The sequence below is a fragment of the Curtobacterium sp. VKM Ac-1376 genome, from assembly GCF_015351025.1.
Taxonomy (GTDB): domain Bacteria; phylum Actinomycetota; class Actinomycetes; order Actinomycetales; family Microbacteriaceae; genus Curtobacterium.
Map to the genome: position 1 here is coordinate 15,618 of NZ_JADKRV010000012.1, position 20,155 is coordinate 35,772.

A 20,155-nucleotide genomic window follows, 5' to 3' on the forward strand; every position below is an offset into this window, starting at 1 on the left:
TGGTGTGACTGAAGTACTGGTTCGGACTGAGCACCAGGGCGACTGCCGCGACGACCGACATCGTGGCATCTGTCGACCGGACGCCGTGCACGGGTCGGAGGAGATCCCGCCGGCGGAGACGACCCGGATCGACGCCGGACGCGACGGCGTCGCGGACCAGGAACCCGGTGGAGTCGAGCGTCCCCGGGAGCGGACGAGGCTTCGGCATGTCCCGAGTGTCGCGACCCGCTTGCCCGCGCGACCTGCTCGGGGACGCATCTGTGGAGAACGACCGGGGGCGGGCCTCCTGTGCGGTTCTCGCTGATCGCGCAACACGCCGCTGCCAGCCTATGGCAGTCGCTCGAACTGCCGGAATGGCACCGGCGGAGCAGCAGTTCGAGCGATCTCGGCGTCACGCGCCCCGCACGCGGAAGGGCCCCGCACGCCGAAGCATGCGGGGCCCTCGCCAGCAGGACGGACTAGAAGTCCATGCCACCCGTGGGGTCGCCGGCCGGAACGGCCGAGTTCTTCTCGGGCTTCTCGGCGACGACGGCCTCGGTCGTGAGGAACAGGCCGGCGATCGACGCAGCGTTCTGCAGCGCCGAGCGCGTGACCTTGGCCGGGTCGATGATGCCGGCAGCGATGAGGTCGACGTACTCGCCGGTCGCGGCGTTGAGGCCCCAACCCGACTCGAGCTCGCGGACCTTCGCGGCGACGACACCCGGCTCGAGACCGGCGTTCAGCGCGATCTGCTTGAGCGGCGCGTCGATGGCGACGCGGACGATGTTCGCACCGGTCGCCTCGTCACCCTCGAGCTGCAGGGTCTCGAGCGCGACGGCACCGGCCTGGATGAGGGCGACGCCACCACCGGCGACGATGCCCTCTTCGACGGCAGCCTTCGCGTTGCGGACGGCGTCCTCGATGCGGTGCTTGCGCTCCTTGAGCTCGACCTCGGTCGCGGCACCCGCCTTGATGACGGCGACGCCACCGGCGAGCTTCGCGAGGCGCTCCTGGAGCTTCTCGCGGTCGTAGTCGGAGTCGGTCGCCTCGATCTCGGAGCGGATCTGACGGACACGGCCGGCGATCTGCTCGGCATCGCCGGCACCCTCGACGATCGTGGTCTCGTCCTTGGTGATGACGACCTTGCGGGCACGACCGAGGAGGTCGAGCGTCGCGTTCTCGAGCTTGAGGCCGACCTCTTCCGAGATGACCTGGCCGCCGGTGAGGATCGCGATGTCCTGCAGCATGGCCTTGCGGCGGTCGCCGAAGCCCGGGGCCTTGACGGCAACGGACTTGAAGATGCCGCGGATCTTGTTCACGACGAGCGTGGCCAGGGCCTCGCCGTCGACGTCCTCGGCGATGATCAGGAGCTGCTTGCCGGCCTGGATCACCTTGTCGACGACCGGCAGGAGGTCCTTGATGTTCGAGATCTTCGAGTTGACGATCAGGACGTAGGCGTCCTCGAAGACGGCTTCCTGGCGCTCGGGGTCGGTCACGAAGTACTGCGACAGGTAGCCCTTGTCGAAGCGCATGCCCTCGGTGAGCTCGAGCTCGGTGCCGAAGGTGTTCGACTCCTCGACGGTGACGACGCCTTCCTTGCCGACCTTGTCGATGGCCTCGGCGATGAGCGCGCCGATCGTCGGGTCAGCGGCCGAGATCGACGCGGTCGCGGCGATCTGGTCCTTGGTCTCGATCTCCTTGGCGTCGGCGAGCAGCTGCTCGGAGACGGCCGCGACGGCCTTCTCGATGCCGCGCTTCAGGGAGATGGGGTCGGCACCGGCGGCGACGTTGCGGAGGCCCTCGCGGACGAGCGCCTGAGCGAGCACGGTCGCGGTGGTCGTACCGTCACCGGCGACGTCGTCGGTCTTCTTGGCGACCTCCTTGACGAGCTCCGCACCGATCTTCTCGTACGGGTCGTCGAGTTCGATCTCCTTGGCGATGGAGACACCGTCGTTCGTGATCGTGGGGGCGCCCCACTTCTTCTCGAGGACGACGTTGCGGCCGCGCGGGCCGAGCGTCACCTTCACGGCGTCGGCCAGCTGGTTCAGGCCGCGCTCGAGGCCACGGCGGGCCTCCTCGTCGAAAGCAATGATCTTAGCCATTGAGTTTTCGTCCCTCCCGGACGTCGTCATGGGGGTCGTGCTGGCACTCAGCGTGAGCGAGTGCCAACGCCGATTCTGGCACTCGACGGGTGTGAGTGCAACACAGTCGGGAGGCTCGTGACGAGTTCCCAGGACACGGTGCGGCCCCCGGGCACGCGACACCACCGCCCCACGCCCGGAGCGCGCGCCGCACGCACGCCGCCCCGCACGACGCCCCGCACGACGAACGCGCCGCCCCTGACGGGACGGCGCGTTCACGAAGTGGCGTTGCTCAGGCCGGGCGGACCGACTCCGCCTGGGGGCCCTTCGACCCGGTGCCGACGTCGAACACGACGGCCTGGCCCTCCTCGAGGACCTTGTAACCCGACATGTCGATGGCCGAGTAGTGCACGAACACGTCCTGGCCCCCTCCATCCACGGTGATGAAGCCGAAGCCCTTTTCAGCGTTGAACCACTTCACGGTTCCGTTGGCCATGATCTCTTGCTCCCTGGTACTGCAGTGCGGAACGACGTGATCGTCGTCTGCATGGGACTCTGACCGAACGCGCCCGATCAGGCAAGAGGTGTGACCTCGTTTCACGTCGATTCCGTCAGAAATCAACGTGCTCGAAACACCGCCGTCACACTATGCGCGGAAAACGCGGCGAACGATGGTGCCGCGACCGATCAGCCGGTGTAGTCCGCGCCGAGGACGACGCTCACGTCGGCGTTCGGGAACGCCGCCGACTGCTGCACCGCGGTGACGCCGAGCTGTTTCGCGATGCCCTGCGCGACCGCCGCCTGCGCGGCCTGCTGGTAGTACACGATCGTCGAGGTCGAGCCCGTCGTCCCGGCGTCCCCCGTCGATGCGACCTGCCAGCCGGCACCGGTCAACGTCGCACTCGCCCGTGCTGCGAGACCCGTCGTGGTCGTGCCGTTGAGGACGACCACCGTGGTCGTGCCCTGCTGGGCCGGCGTCGCGGCGGTCGTGCCGCCCGAGGACGAGCCCGCCGAGCCGGAGCCGGCGGACGAGGACGGCTTCGAGGTCGCCGACGGCTTCGCGGTCGCGGACGCCGAGGTGGACGCGGTCGGCGAGTCCGAGCCGGTGAAGGAGTAGCTGCCGTTGAGCAGTGCGAGCACGAGCACACCGATGCCGACGAGCACGCCCGTGGCGAGTGCTGCCCAGGCGAACGCGATCCAGCCGCGGCCCCGGCGCCGGGCACCGCGGTGGGCGCCGACCCGGGGGCCGTCGGCGACGTCGTCGAACCGGTCTCGGGGGAATCTCGTGCTCATCGTTCCTCTTCACGTCCTTCGGGTGCTGCACCGGGCGCGACGAAGCTGCGCGTGGCCCGGGCGCTGGTGCGCGCGTGCCGGAGCCGCTGCAGCCGGGTGACGAGCTGCGGGTCGTACGCGAGTGCCGCGGGCGAGTCGATCACGCGGTTGAGCACCTGGTAGTAGCGCGCCGCCGACATCTCGAACTCGACCCGGATCTCCGCTTCCTTCGTGCGGTCGTGCCGTGCCCGGTCGTGCTCGAACGAGAGCACGTGCTTGGCGAGCTCACTGAGTTCGTCAGCGCTGCGCTGCTCAGTACGGTGCTCGTCGACACGGTGCTCCTCGGTGGGGCTGGTCACTGCGGTTCCGATCACGGTCGGGTAACGGGTCTCGCACATCGTAGGGGTGGAGACGATCCGGACCCTGGCACGGCGCTGGACTGTCGCGAACACCGGTCACAGGTTCGGATCGCGCAGCCACCGCACGCGCGTGCCGAACGGGTCGGAGACGGCCATGGCGACATCGTCGAGCGAGGCCGTCGCGAAGGCATCCGGATCGGCGGCATCGACGTCGTCCGGCAGCGTCGCAGCCACCCCCCGCAGGATCCCGGTGCGCTCGAGGGCGATCCAGTGCACGCCCCGCTCGCGGATCCGGTCGACGAACCGCTGTCGGTCCGCGCCCGGCACGTACACCAGGGTCCCGGTGGTCAGGACGACCGGTTCGACGTCGTCCGGCAGGACGTCCAGTGCACGGTCGAGGTCACCCGGCACCGTGCCGACGAACCGGATCAGAGGAACGGCGAGCATCGCGGCCGCCGCCGACCGCATCAGGATGGTCCGGGCCGACGCCTCGGGCGGGACAGCCTCGACCAGCCGGTCGAACGCACCTGGGACCGACAGGTCGATCGGGTTCGGGTCGAGGGCCACCCGCGCACCGATCCTGATCGGGGCACGGGCCGGCGCGGGCACGGCGCCGGTGGCGTCCGCGACCAGCCGGAGCGCGGGATGTGCGACCGCCGTGTGCATCCGGACGACCGCTGCCCCGGAGCCGACCCGGTAGTCCAGGATGACCCGGTCCGGGATCGAGCAGAGGCCGGCGGCGGCGCCCGCGTCGACGAGGCCGAGCGCGCGGTCCGACCGTGCGGCGAGCGCCGCGAACAGCGGGACGACGGGGCCGAGCCGCCGCGGGTCGTTGGCCTGCACCGTGGCGGACGTGATGGCCGCGACCAGGGCGGGGCGGGCCTCCCGGCCGAGCGCGCGCAGCGCACCGGGGTCCGACGGATCAGCGCCCAGCCGCCGCGCGACCGCGAACAACAGCTCCGGCTGCCGTTGCTGCTCCGGGACCTCGTCGAGCAGCGCGACGAGCGCGTCGTCGAGCGACAGCGCCCATGCGGCGTACGAGGGCGAGACCGCCTCGATGCGGTCGGCGTAGGCGGCGTACCGGGCCCGCGAGTCCATCAGCGCCCAGGCCGGTGCATCCCGACGTGGCGGATGCCGGCCTCGTCGTAGGGCTCATCGAAGCGCACGAAGCCGTGCCGCTCGTACAGCGCGGCGACGTACTCCTGGGCGTGCAGGACGAACGGGTCGTGCCCGTGCTCGTCGAGCACGGCGGCGACGAGTCGACCGGCGATCCCCCGCCCGCGGTGGTCGGGGTCGGTCGCGACCCGGCCGATCACCCACGCCGGCGGCGCCGTGCCCGCCGGGTGGACCTCGTCCACTGCGGGTCGGATGAGTCGCAGGTACCCAACCGCATCCGAGTCCGTGCCGAACCACCAGTGCTCGGTCTCCGGATCGCGGTCGCGGCCGTCGAAGTCCTCGGCGGTGACCCGCTGTTCGAGCGCGAACACGCGGTTCCGGAGCACGACGATGCCGTACAGTTCGTCCGTCGTCAGACGGGTCCAGCGGGCGTGGTGCACGGAATGCTCGGACATCGTGGCGAGTTTAGTGAAGTGGTCGGGAGTGCCCGGAAGAGCCCGGCCGGAAGCAGGAGGAAGCAATGGCATACAACGTCGACAAGTCCGACGCCCAGTGGCGCGAGGAACTCTCCCCGGACCAGTACGCCGTCCTCCGCCAGGCAGGGACCGAACGACCGTGGACCGGTGAACTCCTCGACGAGGAGCGCGCGGGCGTCTACACCTGTGCGGCCTGCAACGCGGAGCTGTTCAAGAGCGGCACGAAGTTCGACTCCGGCTGCGGCTGGCCGTCGTTCTACGAGTCGGTGGACCCCGACGCGGTGCAGCTCATCGAGGACAACTCACTCGGTGTGGCCCGCACCGAGGTCCGCTGCGCGAACTGCGGTTCGCACCTGGGCCATGTGTTCCCGGACGGGTTCGGCACCCCCACGGGTGACCGCTACTGCATGAACTCGATCTCGCTGAACTTCTCGGAGAAGTCGGGCGAGTGAGGGCCTGACGCCCTCACCGGTAAGATGAGCGGCGTCAGCCAGCATGGCGCAATTGGTAGCGCACCGTACTTGTAATACGGGGGTTGCGGGTTCGAGTCCCGCTGCTGGCCCCGGATGAAGCGATGCCCCGGGCGAAGTCTCGCCCGGGGCATCGGCACACGGAACGCGGATCAGGGGGCGTTCCGGGCGCTGGACGCGGTAACCAGCCGGTCGTGCGATGAGGATGACACCTCACCGACCCGCGCGTCCACACCCTGACCCGACATCCGCGGGAATCCGCACGATGTGCACGAACGCGCAGTGCCCGCTGCCTGCTCAGCGCCCGCCGGTGATCTTCCGCTCGCGCTGCGCAACCCCGGCTGTGCCGTAGGGGTAGTCGTCGATGCGGGGCGCGCTGGCGTCGGTCAGCCTGGTGAGCTCGGCGTCGGTGAGCACCAGGTCCGCCGCACCGAGGTTGTCCTCGAGCTGGGACAGTGTCCGGACGCCGAGGATCACGCTCGTCACCGCGGGCCGGGCCAGCAGCCAGGCGAGTGCGACCTGCGACTTCGAGGCGCCGTGGGCGTCGGCGACCTCGGACACGGCGTCGAGCACCTCCCACGTGCGCTCGTCCGCGTTGCGGGCCTCCCACGCCTCCATGCCGCGCTCCGGGTTCTCGCCGAGCCGCGTGGTGCCGGTCGGGGCCTCGTCGCGCTGGTACTTCCCGGTCAGCCAGCCGCCGGCGAGCGGCGACCACGGCAGCAGGCCGATGCCGGCGTCGAGGCAGGCGGGCACGACCTCGTGCTCGATGTCGCGGACGAGCAGGTTGTACTGCGGCTGCAGGGTCACCGGTGGCGCCCAGCCGTGGGCCTTCGCCTCGTACACGGCCTTCGTGACCTGGTAGCCGAGGTAGTTCGAGAACCCGTACGTGCCGATCTTGCCCGCGGACACGGCGTCGTCGAGGAACCGCAGGGTCTCGTCGAGGGGCGTCAGGGCGTCCCACGCGTGCATCTGGTAGAGGTCGATGTGCTCGACGCCGAGCCGTTCGAGCGAGGCGTCGAGCGCGACCCGGAGGTGCCGGCGGGACAACCCGAGGTCGTTGGGTCCGTCGCCCTGCGGGAACCGGCCCTTGGTGGCGAGGACGACCTGCGCCGCCTCGGTGGGATGTGCTGCGAGCCAGCGGCCGATGATCCGCTCGGACTCGTTGCCGGAGTAGACGTCCGCCGTGTCGACGAGCGTGCCTCCGGCTGCCACGAAGGCGTCGAGGATGGCGTGTGAGGTGGGTTCGTCGGCTTCGCTGCCGAAAGTCATGGTGCCGAGGGTCAGCGTCGACACCGATGTCCCGCTGTTGCCGAGGAGTCTGTAGTCCATGGCCGGGACGCTACGCGTGGTCCCTCGACGGCGAGGGGACCCACGAGTACCCCTCAGCGTGGGGCGGACAGGAACCGCAGCGCGGCGTCGCGGAACGCCCGCGAGGTCGGGGCGTTGAAGTGGTTGCGACCGGGGATCTCGAAGAACGTGGCGTTCGGCGCGGCCTCGGCCAGCCGGACCGCACTGTCACGGATGCCGTCCTCGCTGCCCGCCGCCATCAGCAGGGGTTGCGCCGGGGCGTTCGCGGGCGTCGGTTCGATGCTGTTCCGCATGCCCTCGACCATCGCCACGAGCGCGCCGAGGTCGTTGCCGTCGACGTTCGCCGCCATCGTCAGGTAGCCGTTCGTCACGCGGTCCTCGATCGGGGTGCCGTCCGCGATGTACGCCTTCGCCTGGTCGACGCGGACCCGCCGCATGGGGTCGGCGTCCGGGATGCCGCCGAACACCGCGCGCGCGATCCGGCCGGGCAGACGCTCCGCGGTGTGCCAACCGACCCGCGCACCGAGCGAGTACCCGAGGAAGGCGACGTCGTCGAGCAGGTACGTGTCGATGACCGTGGTGACGTCGGTGACGAGCAGGTCCATCGAGTAGGCACCCGGGTCGTGCGGCTTCGCGCTCGCCCCGTGGCCGCGCTGGTCGAGCGCGAGGACGCGGTAGCCGGCGCGGACGAGGTCGCGGGTCCAGCCGGAGACGTGCCAGTTGAGGACGGCGCCGGAGGCGAAGCCGTGCACGGCGACGACCACGGGTGCGTCCGGGTCGCCGAAGTCGTAGGTGGCGAGTCGCAGGCCGTCGGGCGACATCACGAACCGGGGACGCGGCGCTTCGGGGACGAGTGACATGTCCTCTCAAGCGTACCGGGGCAGTGTGGGCCCATGGACGGCTACGGCGGCGATCAGATCAGGGCGGCGGAACGCCCCCACCTCGATGCGGGGGAACCCCTCATGCAGCGGGCCGCCGACGGGCTCGCGCGCATCGTCGGCGCTCTGCTGGACGACCCGGCCGTGCGGCCCGGGGACGGCCCGGGGTCCGTGCTCGTGCTGGCCGGCAGCGGTGACAACGGCGGTGACGCCCTGTTCGCGGGCGCGCGCCTGGCTGCGGACGGGAGGCACGTGGCCGTGCTGCGTGTCGGCTCGCGTGTCCACGAGGCGGGCCTGGCAGCGGCGCTGCAGTCCGGAGCGCGCCTGCTGGACGGCCCGTCCGACCCGTCGGGACCGACCGGCGGAGCGGCCGACATCCTGCGGGCCGCGGGCCGCAGCGACGGCGCCCGTCTCGCCGCGGTCACGACGGAGGCCGCGCTCGAGGCGGACCTGGTGCTCGACGGCATCCTCGGCATCGGGGCACGCGGTGCGAACGCGCTCCGGTCGCCCGCCCGCGAGGTCGTGGGCGCCGTCCGGGAGCTCGCCCGCGACCAGCGCGCGCCGTTCGTCGTCGCGGTCGACGTGCCGAGCGGCGTCGACGTGGACACCGGCGGTGTCGCGGACGACCACGTCCTGCAGGCCGACGTCACGGTCACGTTCGGCGGGGTGAAGGCCGGGCTGCTGACGGGTCCGGCCGCCACGCTCGCGGGGCGCATCGAACTCGTGGACGTCGGGATCGGTGCGGACCTGGCGACGATGGAGCCGCTGATCCGCACCTGACCCCGCGCGTGCTGGTCCGCCGTCAGTGGTGCTCGTACAGGACGGGCTCCGGCAGACCGTGCGCCGCACGGATGCTGCGCGAGATGCCCTCGATCGCCACGAGGGCGTCCACCACGAGCTCCGGCGTGACCGGGAACGGCATGTTGTGGATGGTCTCGCCCTCGACCGTCGCGGCCTCGGCCACGGCACGGAGCACCTCGCGGTCGTCGACGGTGAGCCCGATCTCCGTGAGGGTGTTCGGCAGCCCGACCTTCGTGGTGAAGACGACGAAGTCCTCGATCTCCTCGGCGGGTGCACCCTCGAGCACGAGCTGCGCGATCGTGCCGATGTTGACCTTCTGCCCGTGCGCGAGCCCGTGCGCCTGCGGGGCCGCGGTCAGCCCGTTGTGGATGGCGTGCGCGGCGGCGAGACCGCCGGACTCGAAGCCGAGGCCGGACAGCAGCGTGTTCGCCTCGACGACCTTCTCGAGCGCCGGGGTGACGACCTTCGCCTTGACGGCCTCGATGGCCTGCAGGGCGTTCTCGTGCAGGAGCCGCCAGGACAGCTGGGCGAGCGCGACGCCGGTCTCCGTCTGCAGTCCGCCGGCCATCGTGTCGGCGTTCGCGCGCTTGGCTGCCCGGGCCTCGACCCAGGTGGCGAGGGCGTCACCGATACCGGCGATCAGGAACTGCACCGGAGCACCCGCGACGAGCTTCGTGTCGATGAGGACGAGGTCCGGGTTGTGCGGGAAGAAGCGGTACTCGATGAACTCGCCCTCGGCGGAGTAGATGACGGCGAGTGCCGAGGTCGGAGCGTCCGTCGACGCAGCGGTCGGCACGCTGGCCCAGCGGATGCCGGCGAGGTGCCCGGCCGCCTTCGCGGCGTCGATCGCGGACCCGCCGCCGAGCCCGACGATGACGTCGGCGTCCTTCGCGCGGATCTGCTCGACGAGCTCGTCGACCGCCTCGGGCGTGGCGAAGCGGCCGAAGCCGACGCGCTCGACCGACAGGTCGGCAGACCGGAAGCTCTCCGTGACGGCGGCCTCGACGATGCCCCACACCACGTCGTCGGCGACGATCAGGGGGCGCTTGCCGATCGGGGCGATGAACTCGCCGACGCGGGTGATCGCGTCCTTGCCCTGGACGTAGCGGGCAGGACTCATCACGGTGCTGATGGGAGTGGCCATTGTGCGGTTCCTTCCGATTGTGCGACAGGTGTCGGGGGTGCCGACGTCTCCGACGGTACGCGGGGCCGCTGGTCGGTACGTTCGGGGGCATGACCTTCAACGACGACTCGCAGCTCAAGGGCGGCAGGGTGAAGCGGCGCGGCCGTGCCACCGCGATCGGTGGCGGCGCCGTGGGCATCGGGGCCATCGTGGTGTTCCTGATCGCACAGTTCACCGGTGTGGATCTCAGCGGTGTCGTCGGCGGCGGCAACGGCCTGACGACGATCCAGCAGGAGGGCGAGTCGCCCGACGCCGCCCCCGAGTGCCGGACCGGGCGGGACGCCAACCTGCGTGTCGAGTGCCGGATGGAGGGCGCGGCCGAATCGCTCGACGCCTACTGGACGTCCGAGGCGCGGTCGCTCGGCATCTCGTACACGTCACCGGAGTTCTTCCTGTTCCAGGACTCCACCGACACCTCGTGCGGACAGGCCTCGGCCGCGACGGGGCCGTTCTACTGCCCGCCCGACCGCGCGATCTACCTGGACACCGCCTTCTACGACGACCTGCAGTCGCAGTACGGCTCGTCCGGCGGTCCGCTGGCGCAGATGTACGTCGTCGCGCACGAGTGGGGCCACCACGTGCAGCAGCTGCAGGGCGCGTTCGCGGACACCGACCGGTCGGGCACCGGCGCCTCGTCGGGCAGCGTCCGCGTCGAGCTCCAGGCCGACTGCTACGCCGGGGCCTGGGTCGGCGACGCGGCCACCACCGAGGACGCGAACGGCGAGACCTTCTTCGAGCCGATCACCCGCGCCCAGATCACCGATGCACTGTCGGCCGCGAGTGCCGTGGGCGACGACAGCATCCAGGAGCGCGCGACCGGCCGGGTCGATCCGGACTCGTTCACGCACGGGTCGAGCGAGCAGCGGCAGCGCTGGTTCCTGCGCGGCTACCAGCAGGGCGCGACGAGCTGCGACACCCTCAGCATCCCCGGGTCGGCCCTGTAGCCCTCCGGGAGACGGACAGGAGGCCCGGTGCCAGCTGGCACCGGGCCTCCTGTCCGTCAGCGCGTCAGCGCTTGGTCGGCGTGGGCGACGGGGTCGCACTCCGGGTCGGGGTCGCGCTCGGGGTGGGTGTCGGGGTGGCCTCGGTCGCACCGGCGGCCGTCACCACGAAGGTGCGGAAGTCGTCGTTGGTGACCGGCGACGTCAACTCGTACTGCTGGCCGTTGACGAGCACCAGCGGCGTCCCCGGGAACTCCGTGAGTGACGAGCCGGGGATGTCGCCCTGGGACACCGACGTCGTCTGCTCGTCGACCCACTTGCTGTAGTCCTGGTCGGCGATGCAGCTCGTCACGGCGCGGCGCTCCGTCAGACCGTCCACCCCGGTCACGATCCGGGTGAGCTGCGTGTCCGTCAGGCCGGCGGTCCCCTGCTCCGGCTGCTTCGCGAAGAGTGCTTGGTTCACCGCGTAGAACTGCTCCGGCGAGTGCTCGGCGACGCAGGCTGCGGCGTTCGCGGCGCGCAGGGAGTACTTCGTGCCCTGGGAGCGGTTCGACAGGATCGCGACCGGGTGGATGTCGACGGTGGCTGCTCCCGAGTCGACGAGGTCCTCGATGTAGCCGCCGTTCGCCTGCTCGAACTCGCCGCAGGTCGGGCAGAGGTAGTCGACGTACAGGGTGATCCGGACGGTACCGGCCCCGTCGGTCGCACCGGCACCCGGCGAGGCGGAGCTCGAGGCCGACACGGGCTCCAGCCCCTGGCCGATCGTGATGCCGCCCTGCGACATGGTCGACGGGCCGGGGCCCGCGGGCTTCACGGAGTCGACGAGGACGAGCGTGACGATCGTCGCGGCGGCGAGGAGCACGACCCCGAGCCCGATCTGCAGACCGAGCCGGACACCGCGCTGGCGTCGCTTCTGCTGAGCCCGGGCACGCTGGGCTCGTTGACGGGCGGCTTCACGGCGTGCATTCCGCGCGGCGCGGGCGTCACCCTCGGGGCGGTTGGTCATCGTTGCGTCGTCCTCCTGATCGGTGTCCGCTCGGCGTTCCCCTGCTCGGCGGACGGACCCGGCGATTGTAGTGGGGCGCTCTGGGAAGCTGCCGACCAGGTGGGAAACACTGGCGCAGTCCGGGGAACTCGTGTTGTATGAACACCGACGGTCGACGACGACCGTCCGGGGCCCGTACGGGCTGACCGCTTCACTCGGATCGTCCGGCACGTACCTGCCGGTGAAGGAAGGACCGAACGCTCATGGCGTCCGTCACCTATGACAAGGCAACCCGTCTCTACCCCGGAGGCAACCGCCCCGCGGTCGACTCCCTCGACCTGGACGTCGCCGACGGCGAGTTCCTCGTCCTCGTCGGCCCCTCCGGCTGTGGCAAGTCCACCTCCCTCCGCATGCTGGCCGGCCTCGAAGAGGTCAACTCCGGTCAGATCCGCATCGGCGACCGCGACGTCACGGACGTCCCGCCGAAGGACCGCGACATCGCGATGGTGTTCCAGAACTACGCGCTGTACCCGCACATGACCGTCGCCGAGAACATGGGCTTCGCGCTCAAGATCGCCGGAATCGGCAAGGAAGAGCGCGCCACCCGCGTGCAGGAGGCCGCCAAGCTCCTGGACCTCGAGGCGTACCTCGGCCGCAAGCCGAAGGCACTCTCCGGTGGTCAGCGTCAGCGCGTCGCGATGGGCCGTGCGATCGTCCGCCAGCCGCAGGTGTTCCTCATGGACGAGCCGCTGTCGAACCTCGACGCCAAGCTCCGCGTCCAGACCCGCACGCAGATCGCCTCGCTGCAGCGTCGTCTCGGTGTCACCACGGTCTACGTCACGCACGACCAGACCGAGGCCCTCACCATGGGTGACCGCATCGCCGTGCTGAAGGACGGCATCCTGCAGCAGGTCGGCACCCCGCGCGACCTGTACGAGAAGCCGAACAACGTGTTCGTCGCCGGCTTCATCGGTTCGCCGGCCATGAACCTGCTGCCGGCCGACGTGATCGAGGGCGGCATCAAGTTCGGCACGCTCAACCACCCGATGGACCGCGACACCCTGTCGAACGCCCGTTCCGCGCAGATCACGGTCGGCATCCGCCCCGAGGACGTCATCGTGTCCCAGACGGGCGAGGGCCTGCCGGTCACGGTCGACGTGGTCGAGGAGCTCGGCGCTGACGGCTACCTCTACGGTCACGCCGACGTGAACGGCCAGCGCGCCGACATCGTCGCCCGCGTCGACGGCCGTGCGCACCCGTCGATCGGCGACACGATCGTCATCACGCCGAAGCAGGGTCACGTGCACTCGTTCGACACGGAGTCGGGCGAGCGCCTCGACGACAAGGCAGTCGTCGCCGCGTAACCAGCGCACTCCCCGAGAGCCCGCGCCCGCCTCACAAGGGCGGTCGCGGGCTCTCGGCTGTCCCGTACACCAGAGGAACCACCGTGCCCGACTCGATGTCCATCACTGCCGCCACCGTCGACCCCGGTCTGCTCGACCTGCCGTGGGACCTGCCGCTCGCCGACTGGCCCGACGACGCCATCGTCGCGCTGCCGAAGGGCATCTCGCGGCACCTCGTGCGGTTCGTGCACCTGAGCGGGTACGTCGCTGCCGTCAAGGAGACCGGCGAAGAGGTCGCCCGGTCCGAGTACGACATGCTCCGCACGCTGCAGCGCATGGACGTGCCCTGCGTGGACCCGGTCGCGGTCATCACGAACCGGATGAGTGCCGACGGGGAGCCGCTCCACCCCGTGCTCGTGACGCGCCACCTCCGGTTCTCTCTGCCCTACCGCGCGCTGTACTCACAGACGCTGCGCCCGGAGACCGCCACCCGCCTGGTCGACGCGCTCGCACTGCTGCTCGTCCGCCTGCACGTCATCGGCTTCTACTGGGGCGACGTCTCGCTCTCGAACACGCTGTTCCGCCGTGATGCCGGCGCGTTCGCCGCGTACCTGGTCGACGCCGAGACCGGCAAGCTCTACCCGGGCGGCCTGTCGAACGGACAGCGGGAGAACGACCTCGAGGTCGCCCGGGTGAACATCGCCGGCGAGCTGCTCGACCTCGAGGCCGGGGGCCGGCTCGACGAGAACGCCGACCCTGTGGACGTCTCCAACCGCATCGTCGCGCAGTACCGGACACTCTGGAAGGAACTCACCGGCACCGAGCAGTTCGACGTCAAGGAGCGCTGGCGCATCAACGACCGTGTCGAACGGCTCAACGAGCTCGGCTTCGACATCGAGGAGCTCTCGATCCACACGACCGAGGGCGGGTCGCAGGTGCGGATCCAGCCGAAGGTCGTCGACGCCGGGCACCACCAGCGACGCCTGCTGCGGCTGACCGGCCTGGACGCCGGCGAGAACCAGGCCCGGCGCCTGCTCAACGACCTCGACTCCTACCGCGCGCGGAACGGCCGTGACGAGCTCGACGAGGAGATGGTGGCGCACGAGTGGGTGTCGCGGGTCTTCGAGCCGGTCGTCCGGTCGATCCCCCGCGATCTGCGCGGTCGACTCGAACCCGCCGAGGTGTTCCACGAACTGCTCGAGCACCGCTGGTTCATGTCCCAGCAGGAAGAGCGCTCGGTCTCCCTGCCCGAGGCCACGACGGCCTACATCAACGACGTGCTCCGTCACCGCCGTGACGAGCGCCTGCTCATCAACCCGCCGACCTCGTCGATCACCCTGCCGATCCCATTGGTGGACGACTCGGACGTCGACGAGTCCGACGACGTGGACGACTGGCGCGCCACGGTCTGACGTGGCCGCCGACCGGTCGGACACCCTGCCGGGTAAACGTCGACCGGTCACAAACGGTCACTGGCGGCGTCGCGCAGCGACGACTCGTGACCACACGCCGGACACAGCCGACGTGTCCTGCCCGTTCGGGGGTCGAGAACGCGACCGTCTGGAGGCCCGGCGCGCGTCCCGGAGACCGGCGCCGTCCCTCCAGACCGTCACGCCCACACCGCCTCTGGTGACGTCGAGCGTCGAGCGGTGACGACCACCCGCCGGACCGGCTCTGCCCGGTCACAGACCGTCGCCGGCGCCGTCGCGCAGCGACGACTCGTGACCACTCGGCGGACGCCACCCGACGTGTCCTGACCCTTCGGACCAGCCCCGACTGGCCCCGTGAGCAGCGATGGTCGCCTCCCGCTCGGGGAGGCGACCATTCCTGCTCACGAGGTGCGAGCGACGTGCGGGTCACGCGGAGCGACGACGCCGCGCGACCTCCCACAGGGTGACGCTCGCGGCGATGCCGGCGTTCAGCGACTCGGTGGCGCTCGAGATCGGGATCGACACGATGGCGTCGCAGGTCTCGGTGACCAGGCGCGACAGCCCCTTGCCCTCGGAGCCGACGACGATCACGATCGGGCGGTCGGCGAGCTCGAGGCCGTCGAGCTCGATGTCGCCGTCGCCGTCCAGACCGAGGACGAACAGCCCCATCGACTTGAGCGACTTGAGCGTCTGGGTGAGGTTCGGGGCCATCGCGACGGGCGTGCGCGCCGCGGCACCGGCCGAGGTCTTCCACGCCGAGGCGGTGACGCCGACCGAGCGGCGCTGCGGCACCACGACACCGTGTCCACCGAAGGCCGCGGTCGAGCGGATGATCGCACCGAGGTTGCGGGGGTCGGTGATGCCGTCCAGCGCGACGAGCAGCGGCACCTGGTCGCGCGAGAACGCCTGCTCGACGATGTCCTCGGCCACCGCGTACTGGTACGCCGGCACCTTGAGTGCGAGGCCCTGGTGCACACTGTCGTGCCCGGTGATGCGGTCGAGCTCGGGCCGCATCAGCTCGATGATCGGCAGACCACGGTGGTTGGCGAGCGCGAGGATCTCCTTGACGCGATCGTCGACCTCGATCCGCGACGCGATGTACAGCGTCGACGACGGGGTCTTCGTGCGGAGCGCCTCGAGCACGGAGTTGCGCCCCGTCACGAGCTCCGAGTCGTCGGTCTTCCGCGCCGGCGGGCGACTCGTGCGGTTCTGGGGCGAGGACGAGGCACCGTGACGGCCCTTGGCCGCGTCGAAGCGCTCCTTCGCGGCCTTGCGCTTGCCGGCGGGGTGGTAGGGCCGGTCTTCGGCCTTCGGGGTCGGCTTGCGCCCCTCGAGCGCCTGCGCACCCTGGCCGCCGGAACCGACCTGCTTGTTGCCCTTGCGACCGGAACGGACGGCGCCGGGCCGGCCCTTCTTGTTTCCCGAGACGTTCTTCATGCGTAGCTCCTGTTCGGCACTGCCGTGTTCAGGCGATGCTCCAGCGTGTTCCGGACGGCGTGTCCTCGATCGTGATGCCCGCGGCGGCGAGGTCGTCGCGCACGCGGTCGGCCGCGGTGAAGTCCCGTGCTGCCCTGGCGTCCGCGCGCTCCTGCACGAGGCGTTCGACGAGAGCGGCGAGTGGGCCTGCCGAGGTGTCCTGGCCGCCACCCGACCAGTGGGCGGCTCGCGGGTCGATGCCGAGCACCTCCACCATCGCAGCCACCTGATGGTACGCGGTCCCGAGCGTTTCCGCATCGTCGGCGTCCAGGGCGGCGTTCCCGGTCCGCACGGTCTCGTGCAGCACGGCGAGGGCCTGGGGCACAGAGAGGTCGTCGTCCATGGCGGCAGCGAAGGCCTCGGGCACGGCCGGGGCGTCGGCGAGGTGCACGCCCTCGAGCCGGGTCTCGGCGCGGTCGAGGAAGCCGGCGATGCGGTCGTACGCCGCCTCGGCCTCGGCCAGGGAGCCCTCGTGGTGGTCGATCGACGAGCGGTAGTGCGCGGCACCGAGGAAGTAACGGACGACGGCGGGCCGTGCCGCGGCGAGGAAGTCCGCGGCGAAGATCGAGTTGCCGAGGGACTTCGACATCTTCTGCCCGTCGACCGTCACCAGCCCGTTGTGCAGCCAGTACGACGCGAACGGGTCACCGGCGGCCGTCGACTGCGCCAGCTCGTTCTCGTGGTGGGGGAACCGCAGGTCGAGGCCGCCGCCGTGGATGTCGAACGCGGGGCCGAGGTACCGGCGGGACATCGCCGAGCACTCGATGTGCCAGCCCGGACGGCCGGCGCCCCACGGGGAGTCCCAGTTGGCCGTCGACGGCTCGCCGGGCTTCGCACCCTTCCAGAGCGCGAAGTCGCGGGCGTCGCGCTTGCCCCGCGGGTCGGCGTCGGAGGCCTCGACCATGTCCTCACGCCGCTGGCGGGTGAGCGCGCCGTAGTCGGCCCAGCTCCCGGTGTCGAAGTAGACGTCACCGGACCCGTCGTCGGCGGCGTAGGCGTGCCCGCGGTCGATGAGCCGCTGGATGATCTCGTGCATCTGCGGCACGCTCGCGGTGGCCCGCGGCTCGTAGGTCGGGGGCAGGATGCCGAGGGCGTTGTACGCGGCCGTGAACTCGAGCTCGACGCGGTAGGCGCGGGCGAACCACTCCTCGTCGGTGCCGGCCGCCAGGTCGAGGACCTTGTCGTCGATGTCCGTCACGTTGCGCACCAGGGTCACCCGGTACCCGCGGTGGGTGAGCCACCGGCGCCAGATGTCGTAGACCAGCGCGGACCGGAGGTGCCCGATGTGTGGCGACGACTGCACCGTCGGCCCACAGACGTAGACGCTCACGTGACCGTCGACCAGGGGGACGAGGTCGACGACGGCTGCGGCGCGGGAGTCGTAGAGGCGAACGGTCACGCCCCAACCCTAATCGGCGCAGGGGCGCGGTTTCAGGAGGGACGCACGAGTGCGGTGGCGATCGCCGCGAGCCCCTCGCCACGACCGGTGAACCCGAGGCCGTCGGTCGTGGTGCCCGACACCGCCACGGGTGCGCCGACGACGACGGACAGGGCGTCCTGCATCGCGTTCCGACGGCTCCCGATCCGCGGCCGGTTGCCGATGACCTGCACGGTGACCGACACCGGCACGAGCCCGGCGTCGGCGAGCAGCGCGACGGCGCCGCGGACGAAGACGTCCCCCGTCGCGCCGGCGTACTGCGGGTCCGCGGTGCCGAAGCGTCCGCCGATGTCGCCGAGCCCACCGGCGGAGAGCAGGGCGTCGCACACGGCGTGCGCGACCGCGTCACCGTCACTGTGGCCGGACAGGCCTGGCTCGCCCGGGAAGTCGAGCAGCCCGACGCGGCACGGCGACTCGGTGTCGAACGCGTGCACGTCCACGCCGAGCCCGAGCCGGACGGCCGCCGCAGCAGCAGCAGACGGTCCGGCACCCGCGACGACGCCGTCCGACCGTGCCCGCACGATCGACTCGGCCCGACCGAGGTCCCAGGGCGTCGTGATCTTGAAGGCGTCGGCGTCCCCCGCGACGAACCGCACGGTGCCCCCGACGGACTGGAACACCCCGGCGTCGTCCGTCTCGGACTGCGACGACACCGCGTAGGCCCGCCGCAGCGCTGCGAGCGGGAAGCCCTGCGGCGTCTGCACCCCGACGAGTGCGGCGCGGTCGACGGTCTCGACGACGACGTCACCGTCCACGCGCTTCACGGTGTCGATGACGGGGAGCGCGGGCACGAACCCGGCACCCCCGCCGGCGCCGACCGCGTCGAACACCCGCGAGAACTGTGCCGCGGGCGTCAGGCAGCGCGCCGCGTCGTGGACGAGCACCGCGGTGACGGAGTCCGGCAGGACGGCCAGGCCGGACTCGACCGAGGCGTGGCGATCCACGCCTCCGGCCACGACGGCCGTGTACGCGACCGCGGCACCGGCGACCGAGGCGACCACCTGCCGGCACTCGTCCAGGTGCGACGCCGGTGCGACCACGACGACCAGCGTCGGTGACGGCAGCGAGAACAGGGGTTCGAGCGCCCGCGCGAGCATCAGCGCACCGGCGACGGGCACGAACGCCTTCGCCGTGCCGACGCCGAGCCGGGTGCCGGCCCCCGCTGCAACGACGACGACCGCCCGGTCCACCCCTTCGGGGAACCGTGCGGTCGTCGTCGTTGTGTGCAGAGCGCTCAGGACGCGAGGACCTCGTCGAGGACGGTGGATGCCTTGTCCTCGTCGGTCTTCTCGGCAAGCGCGAGCTCGGAGATCAGGATCTGCCGGGCCTTCGCCAGCATCCGCTTCTCACCCGCGGAGAGACCGCGGTCCTGATCACGTCGCCAGAGGTCGCGGACGACCTCGGACACCTTGATGACGTCCCCGGAAGCGAGCTTCTCGAGGTTCGCCTTGTACCGGCGCGACCAGTTGGTGGGCTCTTCCGTGAACGGTGCCCGGAGGACCTCGAACACCTTGTCGAGTCCTTCCTTGCCGATCACGTCGCGGACACCGACCAGGTCGACGTTGTCCGCGGGGACCTCGATCGTCAGGTCACCCTGCGTGACCCGCAGTTTCAGGTAGACCTTTTCCTCACCCTTGATGACGCGCGTCTTGACTTCAGAGATGGTTGCCGCCCCGTGATGGGGGTAGACGACGGTCTCGCCGACCTCGAATTGCATGTATCAGGCTCCGTTCCCAGACATCCAGTTTACCACAAGGGGCGTTCGGGTAAGGGGACCCTCAACGCTCGCCCTCCCCGGTGATCGCTAGGATGGTCGCGGGGACCGCCCGGTCCCCATCGTGACTTACGGAGGAATCTCTTGCGACCTCGGGTACTCGTGTCCGTCGCCGTTGCGGCAACCATCGCGCTCGGCGCCACCGGGTGCGAGTTCATGTCGCCGGCCCACACCGTCGACATCAAGCAGATCACCGACGGCGTGGACGTCTCGACCGGCAAGGTCGACGTGCGGAACGCCCTCCTGATCTCGGACGACGGTGAGAGCGCCCGCTTCATCGGCACGCTCGTGAACAACGACGACCAGGACGACTTCACCGTCTCGATCGAGATCGGCGGCGCGACCCAGACCGTCGAGGTACCGGCGAACACCCACGTCGACCTCGCCATGACGTCGGGCGCAGCGGACGGCGACGAGTCGAGCGTGCAGGAGGGCGAGGTCACGCAGGGCACCGCCGCCGGCGACGCGGAGCCGATCGTGTTCGCCGACGCCGACGCCGCTCCCGGTTCGCTCGTCAAGGTCTACTTCTCCTACCCCGACGCCGAGGGCGTCTCGGCCAACGTCCCCGTGCTGACGAGCGCGCAGGAGGAGTACCAGACCCTCGCGCCGAGCCCGACCCCGACGTCCACCTCGACGTCGCCGTCCGAGAGCGGCTCGCAGCCGACCGGCGAGGCCGTCCCCGGAACGCAGCCCACTGACTCGCAGACGGATTCGTCCGAGGGCGACAACGGCACGAACTGACGCCGACGGACGCGGCTGACACCGCGTCCGGAACGTGACGCACAGGAGGCCCGGTGCCACGGGCATCACGGTGGCGATGCAGAACGAGAAGTCGCAGCTGCAGA

General features: G+C 70.8%; 20 protein-coding genes and 1 tRNA gene. 7 read left to right on the plus strand and 14 right to left on the minus strand.

Annotated elements, in window-relative coordinates; genetic code table 11:
- Positions 1-458: 458 nt before the first annotated feature.
- The 6 genes from groL to ITJ56_RS13560 form a co-directional block, all read right to left on the minus strand.
- A complete protein-coding gene (gene groL / locus ITJ56_RS13535; RefSeq protein ID WP_194631138.1) occupies positions 459-2,081 on the minus strand; it encodes a chaperonin GroEL in 1,623 nt (540 codons plus the stop codon).
- Positions 2,082-2,352: 271 nt separating this feature from the next.
- Positions 2,353-2,556 carry a cold-shock protein gene (locus ITJ56_RS13540; protein WP_017888049.1) on the minus strand — a complete coding sequence of 68 codons (204 nt, stop codon included), beginning with the start codon at positions 2,554-2,556 and terminating at the stop codon, positions 2,353-2,355.
- A gap of 191 nt (positions 2,557-2,747) precedes the next feature.
- Positions 2,748-3,353, minus strand: a complete 606-nt coding sequence (locus tag ITJ56_RS13545; protein WP_194631139.1) for a LytR C-terminal domain-containing protein — start codon at positions 3,351-3,353, stop codon at positions 2,748-2,750.
- Positions 3,350-3,691, minus strand: a complete 342-nt coding sequence (locus ITJ56_RS13550) for a DUF3263 domain-containing protein (protein ID WP_323749814.1) — start codon at positions 3,689-3,691, stop codon at positions 3,350-3,352. The genes ITJ56_RS13545 and ITJ56_RS13550 overlap by 4 nt, the downstream gene beginning before the upstream one ends.
- A gap of 96 nt (positions 3,692-3,787) precedes the next feature.
- Positions 3,788-4,789: a DUF2332 family protein gene (locus ITJ56_RS13555; protein WP_194631141.1), complete on the minus strand. Its 1,002-nt coding sequence runs from the start codon at positions 4,787-4,789 to the stop codon at positions 3,788-3,790.
- Positions 4,789-5,262, minus strand: a complete 474-nt coding sequence (locus ITJ56_RS13560) for a GNAT family N-acetyltransferase (RefSeq protein ID WP_194631142.1) — start codon at positions 5,260-5,262, stop codon at positions 4,789-4,791. Before ITJ56_RS13560 ends, ITJ56_RS13555 begins: the two co-directional genes overlap by 1 nt.
- 65 nt (positions 5,263-5,327) lie before the next feature.
- Between ITJ56_RS13560 and msrB the strand changes: the two genes are divergently transcribed.
- Together msrB and ITJ56_RS13570 are read left to right on the plus strand one after the other, a co-directional pair.
- Positions 5,328-5,735, plus strand: coding sequence for a peptide-methionine (R)-S-oxide reductase MsrB (gene msrB / locus ITJ56_RS13565; RefSeq protein WP_194631143.1), 408 nt, complete (start codon positions 5,328-5,330; stop codon positions 5,733-5,735).
- 37 nt (positions 5,736-5,772) lie between these two features.
- Positions 5,773-5,845, plus strand: a tRNA-Thr gene (locus ITJ56_RS13570).
- Between the two features lie 205 nt (positions 5,846-6,050).
- On the opposite strand, the gene ITJ56_RS13575 is transcribed toward ITJ56_RS13570, so the two are convergent.
- Both ITJ56_RS13575 and ITJ56_RS13580 read right to left on the minus strand, forming a co-directional pair.
- A complete protein-coding gene (locus ITJ56_RS13575) occupies positions 6,051-7,082 on the minus strand; it encodes an aldo/keto reductase (protein WP_194631144.1) in 1,032 nt (343 codons plus the stop codon).
- Positions 7,083-7,135: 53 nt separating this feature from the next.
- On the minus strand, positions 7,136-7,921 hold the full coding sequence (locus tag ITJ56_RS13580) for an alpha/beta fold hydrolase (RefSeq protein ID WP_194631145.1): 786 nt from the start codon (positions 7,919-7,921) through the stop codon (positions 7,136-7,138).
- Between the two features lie 33 nt (positions 7,922-7,954).
- Between ITJ56_RS13580 and ITJ56_RS13585 the strand changes: the two genes are divergently transcribed.
- Positions 7,955-8,719, plus strand: coding sequence for an NAD(P)H-hydrate epimerase (locus ITJ56_RS13585; RefSeq protein WP_194631146.1), 765 nt, complete (start codon positions 7,955-7,957; stop codon positions 8,717-8,719).
- A gap of 22 nt (positions 8,720-8,741) precedes the next feature.
- Here the strand turns inward: ITJ56_RS13585 and ITJ56_RS13590 are convergent, their stop codons facing one another.
- On the minus strand, positions 8,742-9,884 hold the full coding sequence (locus ITJ56_RS13590) for a glycerol dehydrogenase (RefSeq protein WP_194631147.1): 1,143 nt from the start codon (positions 9,882-9,884) through the stop codon (positions 8,742-8,744).
- 89 nt (positions 9,885-9,973) lie between these two features.
- On the opposite strand from ITJ56_RS13590, the gene ITJ56_RS13595 reads away from it, so the two are divergent.
- A complete protein-coding gene (locus tag ITJ56_RS13595) occupies positions 9,974-10,867 on the plus strand; it encodes a neutral zinc metallopeptidase (protein WP_194631148.1) in 894 nt (297 codons plus the stop codon).
- A gap of 64 nt (positions 10,868-10,931) precedes the next feature.
- Here the strand turns inward: ITJ56_RS13595 and ITJ56_RS13600 are convergent, their stop codons facing one another.
- The gene (locus ITJ56_RS13600) at positions 10,932-11,870 is read right to left on the minus strand and encodes a DsbA family protein (RefSeq protein ID WP_194631149.1); all 939 of its coding nucleotides are present in this window, start codon (positions 11,868-11,870) and stop codon (positions 10,932-10,934) included.
- Between the two features lie 242 nt (positions 11,871-12,112).
- Here ITJ56_RS13600 and ITJ56_RS13605 point away from each other — a divergent pair, with 242 nt between their 5' ends.
- Complete coding sequence (locus tag ITJ56_RS13605; RefSeq protein WP_194631150.1) at positions 12,113-13,213, plus strand: ABC transporter ATP-binding protein; 1,101 nt, start codon at positions 12,113-12,115, stop codon at positions 13,211-13,213.
- An 83-nt stretch (positions 13,214-13,296) separates the two neighbouring features.
- Positions 13,297-14,604, plus strand: a complete 1,308-nt coding sequence (locus tag ITJ56_RS13610) for a DUF4032 domain-containing protein (protein ID WP_194631151.1) — start codon at positions 13,297-13,299, stop codon at positions 14,602-14,604.
- Positions 14,605-15,048: 444 nt separating this feature from the next.
- On the opposite strand, the gene rlmB is transcribed toward ITJ56_RS13610, so the two are convergent.
- Genes rlmB through ITJ56_RS13630 form a run of 4 tightly spaced genes read right to left on the minus strand, consistent with a single transcriptional unit; the run spans position 15,049 to position 19,253 of the window.
- Complete coding sequence (gene rlmB / locus ITJ56_RS13615; RefSeq protein WP_194631152.1) at positions 15,049-16,059, minus strand: 23S rRNA (guanosine(2251)-2'-O)-methyltransferase RlmB; 1,011 nt, start codon at positions 16,057-16,059, stop codon at positions 15,049-15,051.
- 28 nt (positions 16,060-16,087) lie between these two features.
- The gene (cysS, locus tag ITJ56_RS13620; RefSeq protein ID WP_194631153.1) at positions 16,088-17,497 is read right to left on the minus strand and encodes a cysteine--tRNA ligase; all 1,410 of its coding nucleotides are present in this window, start codon (positions 17,495-17,497) and stop codon (positions 16,088-16,090) included.
- Between the two features lie 32 nt (positions 17,498-17,529).
- Complete coding sequence (ispD, locus tag ITJ56_RS13625; RefSeq protein ID WP_194631154.1) at positions 17,530-18,726, minus strand: 2-C-methyl-D-erythritol 4-phosphate cytidylyltransferase; 1,197 nt, start codon at positions 18,724-18,726, stop codon at positions 17,530-17,532.
- A 44-nt stretch (positions 18,727-18,770) separates the two neighbouring features.
- Complete coding sequence (locus ITJ56_RS13630) at positions 18,771-19,253, minus strand: CarD family transcriptional regulator (RefSeq protein ID WP_017888066.1); 483 nt, start codon at positions 19,251-19,253, stop codon at positions 18,771-18,773.
- Positions 19,254-19,394: 141 nt separating this feature from the next.
- Here ITJ56_RS13630 and ITJ56_RS13635 point away from each other — a divergent pair, with 141 nt between their 5' ends.
- Positions 19,395-20,051, plus strand: coding sequence for a hypothetical protein (locus ITJ56_RS13635; RefSeq protein ID WP_194631155.1), 657 nt, complete (start codon positions 19,395-19,397; stop codon positions 20,049-20,051).
- The last annotated feature ends 104 nt before the right edge of the window (positions 20,052-20,155 follow it).